This is a genomic window from Sporosarcina sp. P7 (assembly GCF_002743425.1).
Classification (GTDB): Bacteria; Bacillota; Bacilli; order Bacillales_A; family Planococcaceae; genus Sporosarcina.
In genome coordinates this window covers 23,274-36,309 of sequence record NZ_PDZF01000021.1, presented here as the reverse complement: position 1 = coordinate 36,309, position 13,036 = coordinate 23,274, and the positions used below count along the sequence as shown (strand labels likewise).

The following is a 13,036-nucleotide window of genomic DNA, read 5'->3' as shown; positions in this document are numbered from 1 at the left end:
ATGTGAGTCCTCCTTGGTTATTATTAGGGGTCAAGTAGTCGATGCCTTGACACCCCCGAATCATACCAAGGGGACTTTTCTATTTCAATAGGGCTCCACTAACCAAACAGGAATGCTCCGGGAGGATCAGCGTGAGTTCGAGACCCTGGACTGAACGTAGTGAAGGAAGCGGCTCGGGCCACGCCCTCCGGAAAGCGTCCGCCTGGAACGTCGGTCAACGGCGCCCTCCCCTTAGCCATGGCCCCTGAACTTGAACTTCTTCCATAATAAAAACGGAAAGGAGTCTAAACGACCCTTTCCGTCTATCTTTATATCTTCTTAAACACCAACGAAGCATTATGCCCACCAAAGCCAAGCGAGTTACTCATTGCATACGTAATATCTGCCTTACGCGCTTCATTCACTACATAATCCAAATCACACTCTGGATCCGGCGTCTCATAGTTCATCGTAGGAGGTAAAATCCCTTCCTGCAACGCCTTCACAGTAAAGATCGCTTCAATACCACCAGCCGCGCCAAGCAAATGACCCGTCATGGATTTAGTCGAACTCATCGCCAACTTATACGCATGATCACCAAACACAGTCTTTGCTGCCATCGTCTCAAACAAATCATTATACGGCGTGCTCGTTCCATGCGCGTTAATATAATTGACTTGCGTAGGTTCAACGCCCGCTTTTGCCAATGCCTGTTGCATCGCACGCGCTCCGCCTTCTCCGCCTGGTGCTGGTGCTGTAATATGGTGCGCATCTCCTGTTGAACCGTAGCCAACGATTTCTGCATAGATCTTCGCTCCACGTGCTACCGCATGTTCATACTCTTCCAAAATCAAAATACCTGCACCTTCACCCATTACGAAGCCATCGCGGTTTTTATCAAACGGACGGGAAGCTTTGCTAGGATCATCATTTAAAGATAACGCTGTGCTTGCAATGAAACCTGCTACTGCAAGTGACGTAATGGGCGCTTCAGTTCCACCTGTGATCATAACGTCTGCATCTCCGCGAAGGATTACTTCGAATGCATCGCCGATAGAGTTTGTACCGGATGCACAAGCTGTTACGGAACAAGAGTTGATTCCTTTAGCACCCGTGAAAATCGATACCTGTCCTGCAGCCATATCCGGAATCATCATAGGAACGAAAAATGGACTGACGCGTCGGTACCCTTTTTCGAGGAATGTATTAAATTGTGTCTCATGTGATTCCATTCCGCCGATTCCTGAACCAATCCAAACTCCTGTACGAAGCGCTAGGTCGCCTTCAAGTTCCAGGTTCGCGTCTTTTATTGCCATCATTGCTGAAGCAACTGCATAGTGCGTGAATCGATCCATTTTACGGGCATCTTTGCGGGAAACGTATTCCTCAATATTGAAACCTTTAACCTCTGCCATTACGCTGACCGGGAATTTCTCCTGATCCAGTCTTGTCATCGTGTCAATACCTGATTTCCCTTCTAACACGGATTTCCAAGATTCTTCAGCCGAGTTACCTACCGGAGAGATTCCACCGATACCCGTTACCACTACACGTCGTTTTTCCAATTTCAAACTTCCTTTCTATTGTCAACTTTTATTTGCCAGGCTATTTACTTACCCCATTTTATACATAAGCCGCCCCATGTCAAGCCGCCGCCGAATCCTACAAGTACAATCACATCATCATCTTTCACTCGACCTTCTGCTAAATCGTCTGTCAATGAAATCGGTATAGATGCAGCCGATGTATTTCCGTACTTATGAACCGTTTTCGACATTTTCTCAACCGGCAAGCCTAAACGTTCACGTGACGCTTCCATAATACGAATATTTGCTTGGTGAGGAATCAGGTAGTCCACTTCGTCCGTCGTTAAACCAGCTTTTTCAGCGACACTGACTGCTGTTTCTCCCATTTGACGTACCGCAAACTTGAATACTTCACGGCCATTCATTTCTAAATATTTGTCATGATGAAGATGTTTTCCACCTGAACCGTCTGCACCCAATTCAAATGAAAGGATCCCTCTTCCTTCACTAACTTTCCCAACAACTGTCGCTCCTGCGCCATCTCCAAACAAGACAGCGGTATTGCGGTCTTCCCAGTCAACGATTCCCGATAACTTTTCCACGCCTACTACTAAAACATAATCATACGTGCCAGATTCAACAAATTGCTTCGCTGTTACCACACCATACATGAACCCTGCGCACGCTGCGGAAACATCCATCGCTGCTGCGTTCTTTGCACCTAGACGTTCCTGGATCATCGATGAAACGGACGGAAAAATAGTATCCGGTGTAACCGTGGCTACCAAAATCAGACCGATTTGATCAGCACGAATATCTGCTGATTGTAATGCGTTTTTTGCTGCTTCAAATGCCATGTCTGATGTTTTAATATCATCTGATGCGATTCTACGCTCTTCGATTCCCGTACGCGTGCGAATCCATTCGTCTGAAGTATCTAAACTTTTTTCTAAATCTTCATTTGTTACAATAGTGGGCGGAACATATTTCCCCATTCCTAAAAGTCCAGCTCTCATTTCATCTACCCCGTTCCTTATCATCTAATATTAGTACCTGGTAGTAATTATAGAAGAAAAAATATGTTTTTTCAAGACGAGGACACTTTTTCGTCAAATATAATACATATATTGTTTTCAACGATTTAGTTTGCTATGGTATGATGTATTATGAAATAGACTAGTCGAGGTGAAAATCATGCACTATATTATGACATTTGTTTGGTCGTTCCTCTTGGTAGCTATGTTAAACTACGTTGCGGGCTCCATTGGTGGCAATGCATTTGACTTCATGGCGGGCGTTACCGTCTCAATCGTTTTGGCTGTACTTGTATTGATTATCACTGCAATCATTCCAAACGAATCTCCAGCAGACGTTTGATTTACGATCAAAAAGCGTAAGAACTGTTCACCAGTTCTTACGCTTTTTATTTTGATCTCATCGGACAACTTCTACAACTAATTCCCCTTCGTGCATGGACAGTTTGATTTGCTGTCCTTCTACAAGACCACCTCGTATTACTTCTTTCGCAACTTTCGTTTCCACATGTCGTTGAATGAATCGTTTTAACGGCCGCGCACCAAAGTCCGCATCTGCTCCTTCACGAACAATCCAGTCGAGTACTTCATCATCATAGACGAGCTCGAGATCCTGCTCTTCCAGACGACCAACCAAATCACCGAGCATCTTGTTGGTAATTGCTTTAAATGAATCTGTAGTCAATGAATGGAAAATGATGATATCATCCATTCGGTTCAGTAACTCAGGTTTGAAATGACCGCGAAGAGCTGCCATGATCAGATCTTCTTTGGCATGTTCAGTATCCTCCAAATCATTCTCAAGTAAATAAGCGGACCCGATATTCGATGTCATGATGACGACAGTATTTGTAAAGTTTACTAATCGTCCTTGACTATCTGTAATACGCCCATCATCTAGAATCTGCAGTAAAATATTTGCCACATCAGGATGCGCTTTTTCAATTTCATCCAACAATACTACGGCATATGGATTTCTTCTAACCGCTTCCGTTAACTGACCGCCTTCTTCATAGCCGATGTATCCTGGAGGTGCACCGACTAGACGTGACACACTGTGTTTCTCCATATACTCAGACATATCGATTCGTACGAAATGATCTTCCGAATCAAATAACGTAGCAGCCAGCGTTTTCGCAAGCTCTGTCTTTCCTACACCAGTAGGCCCTAGGAACAAGAACGACCCAATAGGCTTATTCGGATCTTGTATCCCAGCACGCGCACGCCAGACAGCTTCAGTGACGAGTTGTACTGCGTTGTCTTGTCCAATGACACGTTCTTTCAAAGTTTCATGTAAGCGCAATAACTTCTCACGCTCGCCTTCAACGAGTTTCGTTACCGGAATGCCTGTCCAGCGAGCAACGATAGAAGCAATTTCTTCTTCCGTCACTTCTTCACGTAAAAGACGTATATCTTTTGTTCCTTCTAACGGACTTTCCAATTCTTTTAATTCTTTTTCCAACGTCGGGATTTTACCGTACTGTAATTCAGCGGCTTTGTTTAAATCAAAATTACCTTGCGCTTCCTCAAGTTCACGGCGGTAGCGATCAAGTTCTTCCCGTTTTGCTTGAATAATTTTTAATGCCGCTTTTTCCTTATCCCACTGCTCCCGCATATCTTTTGAAGAATCCTTCAAGTCTTGCAGCTCTTCTCGTAAAGTCTGAAGGCGTGACTGACTCATCGTATCTTTCTCTTTACGTAATGCTTGCTCTTCAATTTCGAGTTGCATAATTCTACGAGTCACCGCATCCAGTTCAGATGGCATCGAATCAATTTCCGTACGAATCATTGCGCTCGCTTCATCAATTAAATCAATCGCTTTATCCGGCATGAAACGCTCAGTTAAATACCGATCAGATAATGTTGCCGCCGCAACAATTGCACGGTCATGAATACGCACACCATGATGCAATTCAAAACGTTCTTTTAATCCACGCAAAATGGACACTGTATCTTCTATGGACGGTTCACGTACCATCACTTGCTGGAATCGTCTTTCAAGTGCCGGATCTTTCTCGATATACATCCGATACTCGTCAAGCGTAGTCGCACCAATACAGTACAATTCACCACGTGCAAGCATCGGCTTCAACATATTCCCCGCATCCATCGCACCTTCTGTTTTTCCAGCACCTACTATAGTATGAATCTCATCAATGAACATGATGATTTCTCCATCACTTTCTTTCACTTGTTTCAAGACACTTTTCAGACGCTCTTCAAACTCTCCACGATACTTCGCACCCGCAATTAGCGCACTCATATCCAGCTCGAAAATCTGACGGTTTTTCAACCCTTCAGGCACATCACCTTTTACAATACGCTGTGCCAATCCTTCAACAATCGCCGTTTTACCGACTCCCGGCTCACCGATTAAGACTGGGTTATTTTTTGTCTTTCTCGATAATATACGGATTACATTTCGAATTTCTTCATCCCGGCCAATAACCGGATCCATTTTCCCGTTTTTCACTTCTTCCACAAGATTGCGACCGAATTGCTCTAGTGGTGAGCGCTGATCTTCTTGCATTCCATCCATACGCATATACATCCGCCTCTCATTAATTTGACTTTGACTATCTTTGATTAATTTAATTATAGTATATTTTTTGCGTAATGTAAAAGATTAACACTCGAATGAATGTACGTTTGTTAGATAAAAAAGGTCGCCCGCAATTATGCGAGCGACGTGTATTAAACTAGTTGGCGAGACGCAACGACTACCCCGTCTTCATCCGCGTAAACATAGTGACCTGGTGTCCATTCAACGTTTCCGAAATGAAGGACTTCCTCTTTCTGCCCTTCGCCACGTTTGATACTTTTCACGGGCATGCTGCCAATCGCCATGACACCGATTTCCTGTGTACCAAGATCCGCTGTATCGCGTGCACAGCCATAGATAATAACACCCGCAAGTTTACGATCTTGCGCGATTTCGCCGAGCATGTCCCCCATGAGTGCGCAGCGTTTTGACCCTCCGCCGTCTACAACCAATACATTGCCTTCCGGAATCGTTTGTAGTGCTTCCTTTACTAACACATTGTCTTCAAAGACTTTTACTGTTGAGATCGGCCCCGAGAATCTCTTGTGCTTCCCGTAGGATTTGAATTCTACTGTACACACTTGCAGTTCGTCGATGAAGTCATCACACAGGTCTGCTGTTTTAACTGACATTTCCCATTCCCCCTAGTACATTCTGTTTGACGCTACCCTATTCCTATTCGACAAAATCTTGCATTTCCTTTTTTATTTTAATGTTGTTATTTTGGATATGTGGATTGGCTAGGTGGGTTACTTAGTGTTTGTCATGGGATGGAAGCTCCAGCTAGCGGACGCTTTCCCATGGGCTCGCGGTGAGCCAACCAGTTCGCTGCGCTCTCTTTTGGTCGTCTCACCTGATCGAGCTGATCCATCGGGAGTCGCCGCTAGCTTCCGCTTCCATCCTACTTATTAAAGTGGGAGAAGTGGATTACACACTGGCAAGTGGATATGAATTATTGTTGTCTTTTGAAATGGGGTAAATTCAAGTTCAAGTTCAAACTAAATTTAAATCCTAACTTCAAAGCACAACAACAAGTGGCTCCCACTCACCCCGTAAGGGATTGGTGCGAGAGCCGTTACGAAGTACGGCTTTTGCGAGCATAAGCGAAGCGTTGGGAGCACATCTTTGCACTAGGAGGGGCGACTCCGAGAGGATCAGCGTGCGCCTTGAGACCCTGGACGTAGCGAAGCGATGGAAGCGGCTCAAGCCACGCCCTCCGAAGCGCCAATCCCCTACCCCAACACCTCGTCAGCCTATTCTATATAATGCTGGCTATTGTTACGGAGAGAAACAGCCCGATTAATTGAGACTACTATAGGAGCGAAAGCCGTAACGAAGAACGGCTTTTGCGAGTAAAAGCGAAGCGTTAGGAGCATGTCTCTGCACTTAGCGGACGAGGAAGCTCAAGCCATGCCCGCAGGAAAGCGCCCCCTCCGAAGCGCCAATCCCCACCCCAACAACCTGCCACCTACTCCATTCCTTTTCATTCTGACTCATAAGCCATTAAAAAAACCACACCATATAAAACGGTGTGGTTGATGTATTCTATTAACGTACGCCTAGTGCAATCTTGGCATAACGTGACATGTTATCGCGGGACCATGGTGGATTCCAAATGATATCTACCACTGTGTCCTTGACCTCTGGAAGTTCCATTAGCTCTTGCTCAATATTCGCTACAATTTGTGGACCCATTGGGCAACCCATTGACGTCAGCGTCATTGTAACTTTCGCGACTCCTTCGTCGAGCAACTCTGCATTGTAAACCAATCCAAGATTGACGATATCAATACCTAATTCAGGGTCGATGACGTTTTCTAACGCACCAAATAAATACTGCTTGATTTCTTCTTCTGTGTTCATCGGAATGCTCCTCTCTGCTGTGTAGTAATCTTATCTTACCAACATACTACCTTGCACGCAAATGGTGTGCAAGCCAATCGACTGATGCAAGCATTCCTGGACGTGAAACGGAGTGGCCTGCATTTTCGTCAGGCATCCACTTCAAAAGCTCTGGCTGCTCTACGTAATCCTTTTGAATTTCCTCGTAAAATTCTTTCGTAAACTCAAACGGTACCATCGAATCTTGTTCTCCGTGCCAAATGAAAAGTGGACGCTGATGTAGTCTGCCTGGATTTTGTGATAGATCTACTTGATCAAGCGCTGCGAATAGTTGCTCGCGTTCTTCTTGAGACACCGGGATTTCCCTACCGCCACGCTCTGCGTAAGAAATTTGTCCTTTCGCTAAGCGCGTGAATGCAGGTGAACCCATCATCACGGAAGCTGCGTCGACCCAATCATAATTCGCGAGGCAGCCGAATGTCGTGATTCCACCCATTGAAGTACCACACATGCCGATTAATGTTTCGTCATCGATCAATTCTCTTTTATATAGTTCATCATATAAAACATCTGCTTCTTGAATAGAAGTTAACACGATGTCCCAAAAGCTTAATGCTAGTTGAAACTCATCGAGTGACTTTGAACGTTCCCCATGCAGTTTAGCTTCGGGTAATATCACACGAATTCCTTGTTTTGCCAGATTGTATGCGTAGTGTAAATTATGTTCTTTCGCACTAGTAAATCCATGAAAAAATAGTACAACAGGAATGCGTTCTTTCTCTTTTGACTCTTCCACGATATGAAGTACCGGGATCTCTTGCCATTTTTCTGAACGAATAATCATGACGATTCCTCTTTTCCTACAATCATTTACTGTTATGTTAGAATAGCAACATGTAACAGATAAGACAATACCTTCGCCTTATCACTCATTTTTTTGACTTACTTACACCGTTAACGATAAACTATAAAGACATAACAATCTGAAAGTATTAGCACTAGTAGGAGAGGATTTTTTTGAAACCACATTTGATTGTTTTAGATTTAGATGGAACATTATTGACGGATGAAAAAATCATTTCACCCAAAACAGAACAGACACTTCGTAAGGCTGTTTCGCAAGGCCACCACGTCATGATTGCGACTGGACGACCATACCGCGCTAGTGAAGTCTATTACCAGCAGCTTGATCTGACCACACCCATCGTCAACTTTAACGGTGCCTTTGTTCACCACCCTACCGATCGTTCATGGCAAACTATTCACGAAACGATTGCGTTACCAGTTGTCAATGAAGTAGTAGATGCCATGCAGAACTTCCCAGTTAAAAATATCATAGCGGAAGTCATGGATGACGTCTATGCGCAGTATCATGATGAACGATTTTTAGACATTTTAAACTTTGGTAATCCACTCATCACTGCTGGTGATATTCGGAATTCATTAAGAACCGATCCAACAAGCTTGTTAATTCAAGCCGACCCGTTAACAGTTGATCCGATTCGACAGCATCTTGAAGACTTGCATGCGGAAGTCATCGATCACCGTCGTTGGGGAGCTCCATTTGACATCGTGGAAATAGTACGTCACGGCCTCAATAAAGCTGTAGGCATTGACGCGGTTGCGAAATGGATGAACGTACCGGTTGACCGAATCATCGCATTTGGAGACGAAGACAACGACCTCGAAATGATCGACTATGCGGGGGTAGGTGTCGCAATGGGGAATGCGATCGACCGTTTGAAATCCATTGCAGACGAAATAACCGACACGAATAATGAAGACGGAATTTCACGTATACTAGAAGAGCGATTATCCTTACAGAAAAACATCGTCGTATAAGGGGGAAAAGAAATGAAAATTTTTGCGGATAGCGCTTGTGATTTACCTTTAGACTTCTTTACAGATAACGAAGTAGAACTATTCCCGTTAAGCGTTCTTCTAGACGGCAAAGAATACGAAGATATCGTCGAGATCAACTCCAAGGAAGTTTTCGATGCGATTCGCGAGGGACAACAACCAAAGACATCCCAAGCTTCACCCGATAAAATGATGACCAGCTGGAAAGACCTTGCAGCGTCCGGTGAAGACGGTATATACATCGCCTTCTCCTCCCAACTGTCAGGAACATACCAAACAGCCGTTATGACGAGTGACCTAGTAAAAGGTGACAACCCTTCTATGAACTTGGCAGTAATCGACACACACTGCGCTTCACTTGGCATTGGTCTACTTGTAAAAGAAGCGGTCCGTCTGCGCAACGAAGGCCTCGGCATGCGAGAAATTGAACAAGAAATTCGCACCATGGCGATGCATATGGAACATCTATTCACAGTAGAAGACCTGGACTACTTGGCAAAAGGTGGTCGTGTATCTAAAGCGAGCGCATTTTTCGGCGGCCTGCTCAATATTAAACCACTGCTTCACGTAGAAGACGGAAAACTCGTCCCAATCGAAAAACATCGGGGACGCAAAAAAGTCCTACGTCGTATGATTGAAGTGATGGAAGAACGCGGCAGTAATCTTCAACAACAAACCATCGCCATCAGCCACGGCGATGACCTGACCACTGCCAAAGAGTTTCAGGAAATGATTCAAGAAGTCATTCAACCAAAAGCAATCGAAATCCACCAAATAGGCTCCGTCATCGGTTCACACGCCGGTCCCGGAACTATCGCCCTATTCTTCCTCAATCACACAAAAAACGAATAAAAAAACAGCCTGCATACACCGCAAACTGTCCAAGGCTCAAGACTTGTTCCAGTATCAGGAACTTTTCTTGAACCTTTTTCTTTTGAACTTTTTTGAACAACTCTTTAATTTCAATGGAATACGCCAGTTGATCGTAAGTGTAGGGTGGCGACTCCCGGAGGATCAGCGTGCGCCTTGAGACCCTGGTCAGGTGCCTTAATTTCTGCAAAGTACACAGAAATACGGCAAAGCAAACCCTTCGCTTTTCGCTTGGCTCAAGCCACGCCCTCGGGAAAGCGTCCACCCGGAACGTCGATCAACGGTGCCTTACCCCTTACTTCTTCTCTCTAACAGCTTCCTCAGTCCGACCCTGCTTACCCTTCCGTATAACCATATACAAGAACAAGACAAACAGAACAACTACCATAATCGAAGCAATCAGATAAGGCGTATTAAATCCTTTATCCTCCTCGACGATATATACTTCCGCCAACTCACGATCAAGGACCACGTGATACTTATTATCCTTCGTCTCTTTAATCAAATCTTGACCAAGCACGCCACGAAGTTTCTTATTCTCCCCAAGCCCAGCAGGATCAAGCTCCAAGCTTTGCACTTTCGACGTATTATTGAGCGCAATGATCCACTTCTCATCTTCAGAAGATCGTTCAAATACGACAAATCCGTCTTTATTATGCAAAATCTTGAAATCACCTGTACGAAGTGTTTCCGAATCATTTCGAAGAGTGTTTAGATCACCAATCCACTCATGTAACTCCATATCGGTTTTAAAATTAAAGAACGGATGAGATTCCGGTGCTTCTTTACCATTCACGGCTATTTCCGTTGCGTAAGGAACTAGTGGAACTCCAGGAAGCATGAATTGTGCAACCGTTGCGACTTTCCAACGTGTCGGCGGGAATTGACGAAGTTCCACCATTTTATATGTAAAACGCGGTCCAGTTAAATCATCAAGTTGCAGTAATTTACCTGCATCGTCATTACTAAACTGATCCAATGAAGAAGTATCTGGATCTACTTGCACGAATGATTCCTGAATGGCTGCACTTTGTTTTTCAGCCGGTACACTGTCAAATGACGCATCACTCTGTTCATTTGTAATCACGTATAACCCCTTGTTCGCATCCTTCACGGCTTCAATCATGTTGTTTAGGAACTCCGTATTCGCATGATCAAGTAATGTCAAACGAAGCCCGTCCAACTCATAATCGGAAACAAATTGTACAGCAGCATCCGTCAGTTCTTGCTGTACAGCTGGATCGCTAACATCACCTACTAAAGGAAAATCCGCCATAATTTTTAAATCATTCGCATGCATCTCTTCAATTAATGCGATGAACTCTTCCGCTGTACCGAAGTGCGGCTCAATCTCATAATAATCAAGAACTTCATTTCCATCATATGAAGCTGTTTTGAAAACCGGTCCGACAGAAATCATCGTAAAGTGCATGTCGATCAAGTGTTGCAATCGATTGCTGATTCCGGCAAAATCGCCACCGTTAAACGCAGCTGGATCTTGTGCGTTGACTTCGATATCATTTGATTCGATCCCATTATTGAAACGGTCGACAAGTAAATCATAGATACTTTCGTCGCTGAAAGCCCGGTCAGTATCTGCAAAAGCAGGTAGTGCTATCGAAAGGGCAAGCATACACGTTGCCAGTAGTCCGATTATTCGTTTCACTTTAGTATATCCTCCTCATACAAACTCTTCTTTTAGTTTATCAAACGGCTACAGACCATGCCATTCTTTCTCAGAAAAACCTGTGACGCATTCTGTAAATACGGCAATCTTGTGAAAGTATAGTTTCTGAACCAAAAAAACAGTGGAGGAAAGATCCCCCACTGCTTGCGCGCATTAGTTATCGTCTTCAGCAAAGAAGTCCAGATCCCGTTGTTTACGCGCACTGACCAAAACGGAGATAGCAAACAGTGCCATCAGTAACAGGATCACAATCAAAAATATCCAGCCAGCCTGTGTTGCCATTGGCTCATCTCCTATACTAGTCAGTAATTATTATGCGAAAAAGTTGAAACCTACCGGTAATTTGAAACCTACGAACATCGTTGCAAGTAATGCGATGATGAAGAGAATCCACATAAGACCTGTGTTCTTCCCTTTACTACCGCGAACCAGAACCATTTCCATAAATCCGATTGTCAGAATACCGAGGACAAATTTGATGCCATATAGCATAGAATCAATACTCATATGCTTAAAGAATAGCGCAGCTCCCGTGATGATGATCAATACATAGAACAGACGCAAAATCATGTGTGTAATCTTTTTTCCTTTTGTTCCATTTGCCATGCTTGCTGTAACGAAAAAAAGTACAATGCCTACTACCCATGTAAAAATATGCATATGGGTTGTATCAGTTAAAAATCCCATTTCTTCCACCTCGTTATTTGTCTAGTCGATTAATATCCTACCATATCTTTCAAACTACGACTATTCTGAAGCTTATTTCATAGACCTGCCTATTATTCAAAACGGTTAACTAGTGTACCAATGCCTTCGATGGATACCTTTACCGTATCGCCCTTTTTTAAGTAGGTCGGTGGTGTCATACCTTTACCAACACCCGCCGGCGTACCTGTCAAGATGACATCACCTGGCTCTAATGTGACATACTTAGAGATTTCAGCGATCAACTCATCAATTTTGAAAATCATATTGGACGTATTGCCGTTTTGGCGCACTTCGTCATTCACTTTCGTAACGACTGATAAATTTTGCGGATTGGGAATTTCATCTTTCGTCACCACATAAGGACCCATCGGACAAGAATCGTCTAAACTCTTTCCTAGGAAGAACTGTTTGTGCTCTGTTTGAATATTACGCGCAGTAATATCATTACCAATTGTGTAACCAAACACGTAATCATACGCCAGCTGCTTAGGAATATTTTTGCCTGTCTTACTAATAACGACAGCCAACTCCCCTTCATAATCCAATGAATCCGTCACGTCACTATGGATCGATAATGTTTGCTCGTCTCCTGCGATTGATGTTGGAGACTTGGTAAATAGCATCAATTTCTCAGGTACTTTGGATCCAAGCTCCTCTGCATGGTCAAGATAGTTCTTACCAACACACAAGACGTTTTTCGGTGTGCGTGGAATTGGAGACAACCATTCGATGTCAGTGAACGCATGCTTGAACTGCTCTACATTGCCTTCAACTTCAGTTTTCTCTACCAATTTACGAACTTCCTCCACAAAATCCATCCCATGTGAAACGCCTTCAATCATCGTTTTGGGGAAATCAGTTTGTTCCAAAGCTTCCGCCATAGCGAGTAGATCCCATACAGCTTCCTCACGTTTAACTTTTGGTCCGAATAAAGTCTGTCCTTCGTAACGGAATGACAATAATTTCATTTGAATACCCAACCCTTTCC

Annotated in this window: 13 protein-coding genes; 3 read left to right on the top strand and 10 right to left on the bottom strand. The window is 43.9% G+C overall.

What is annotated here, in order from left to right; genetic code table 11:
* Positions 1–308: 308 nt before the first annotated feature.
* A complete protein-coding gene (gene fabF, locus CSV60_RS14880; RefSeq protein ID WP_099637519.1) occupies positions 309–1,544 on the bottom strand; it encodes a beta-ketoacyl-ACP synthase II in 1,236 nt (411 codons plus the stop codon).
* 44 nt (positions 1,545–1,588) lie between these two features.
* A complete protein-coding gene (locus CSV60_RS14875; RefSeq protein ID WP_099631037.1) occupies positions 1,589–2,521 on the bottom strand; it encodes a beta-ketoacyl-ACP synthase III in 933 nt (310 codons plus the stop codon).
* A gap of 178 nt (positions 2,522–2,699) precedes the next feature.
* On the opposite strand from CSV60_RS14875, the gene CSV60_RS14870 reads away from it, so the two are divergent.
* Positions 2,700–2,882 carry a YjzD family protein gene (locus CSV60_RS14870; RefSeq protein WP_099631038.1) on the top strand — a complete coding sequence of 61 codons (183 nt, stop codon included), beginning with the start codon at positions 2,700–2,702 and terminating at the stop codon, positions 2,880–2,882.
* A gap of 57 nt (positions 2,883–2,939) precedes the next feature.
* Here the strand turns inward: CSV60_RS14870 and CSV60_RS14865 are convergent, their stop codons facing one another.
* The 4 genes from CSV60_RS14865 to CSV60_RS14850 form a co-directional block, all read right to left on the bottom strand.
* Entirely contained in the window at positions 2,940–5,078 is a 2,139-nt protein-coding gene (locus CSV60_RS14865; protein ID WP_369803165.1) for an ATP-dependent Clp protease ATP-binding subunit, read from the bottom strand.
* Positions 5,079–5,233: 155 nt separating this feature from the next.
* On the bottom strand, positions 5,234–5,713 hold the full coding sequence (gene rraA / locus CSV60_RS14860) for a ribonuclease E activity regulator RraA (protein ID WP_099631040.1): 480 nt from the start codon (positions 5,711–5,713) through the stop codon (positions 5,234–5,236).
* Positions 5,714–6,629: 916 nt separating this feature from the next.
* Complete coding sequence (locus CSV60_RS14855; protein ID WP_029052483.1) at positions 6,630–6,944, bottom strand: metal-sulfur cluster assembly factor; 315 nt, start codon at positions 6,942–6,944, stop codon at positions 6,630–6,632.
* Positions 6,945–6,990: 46 nt separating this feature from the next.
* Positions 6,991–7,767, bottom strand: a complete 777-nt coding sequence (locus CSV60_RS14850) for a prolyl oligopeptidase family serine peptidase (RefSeq protein WP_099637518.1) — start codon at positions 7,765–7,767, stop codon at positions 6,991–6,993.
* 173 nt (positions 7,768–7,940) lie between these two features.
* Here CSV60_RS14850 and CSV60_RS14845 point away from each other — a divergent pair, with 173 nt between their 5' ends.
* Both CSV60_RS14845 and CSV60_RS14840 read left to right on the top strand, forming a co-directional pair.
* Positions 7,941–8,765 carry a Cof-type HAD-IIB family hydrolase gene (locus tag CSV60_RS14845; RefSeq protein WP_099631044.1) on the top strand — a complete coding sequence of 275 codons (825 nt, stop codon included), beginning with the start codon at positions 7,941–7,943 and terminating at the stop codon, positions 8,763–8,765.
* 12 nt (positions 8,766–8,777) lie between these two features.
* Positions 8,778–9,635: a DegV family protein gene (locus CSV60_RS14840; RefSeq protein WP_099637517.1), complete on the top strand. Its 858-nt coding sequence runs from the start codon at positions 8,778–8,780 to the stop codon at positions 9,633–9,635.
* A 313-nt stretch (positions 9,636–9,948) separates the two neighbouring features.
* Here CSV60_RS14840 and CSV60_RS14830 read toward each other — a convergent pair whose 3' ends face one another.
* The 4 genes from CSV60_RS14830 to CSV60_RS14820 all read right to left on the bottom strand — a co-directional run bounded on the left by CSV60_RS14830 (position 9,949) and on the right by CSV60_RS14820 (position 13,016).
* Positions 9,949–11,319, bottom strand: coding sequence for an alpha-amylase family glycosyl hydrolase (locus tag CSV60_RS14830; protein WP_099637515.1), 1,371 nt, complete (start codon positions 11,317–11,319; stop codon positions 9,949–9,951).
* 174 nt (positions 11,320–11,493) lie between these two features.
* Positions 11,494–11,622 (bottom strand): hypothetical protein, encoded by a 129-nt coding sequence (locus CSV60_RS16180; protein ID WP_255397341.1) that lies wholly within the window; start codon positions 11,620–11,622, stop codon positions 11,494–11,496.
* Positions 11,623–11,652: 30 nt separating this feature from the next.
* Positions 11,653–12,027, bottom strand: coding sequence for a YisL family protein (locus CSV60_RS14825; RefSeq protein ID WP_099631047.1), 375 nt, complete (start codon positions 12,025–12,027; stop codon positions 11,653–11,655).
* Between the two features lie 92 nt (positions 12,028–12,119).
* The gene (locus CSV60_RS14820; protein ID WP_099637514.1) at positions 12,120–13,016 is read right to left on the bottom strand and encodes a fumarylacetoacetate hydrolase family protein; all 897 of its coding nucleotides are present in this window, start codon (positions 13,014–13,016) and stop codon (positions 12,120–12,122) included.
* Between the last annotated feature and the right edge of the window lie 20 nt (positions 13,017–13,036).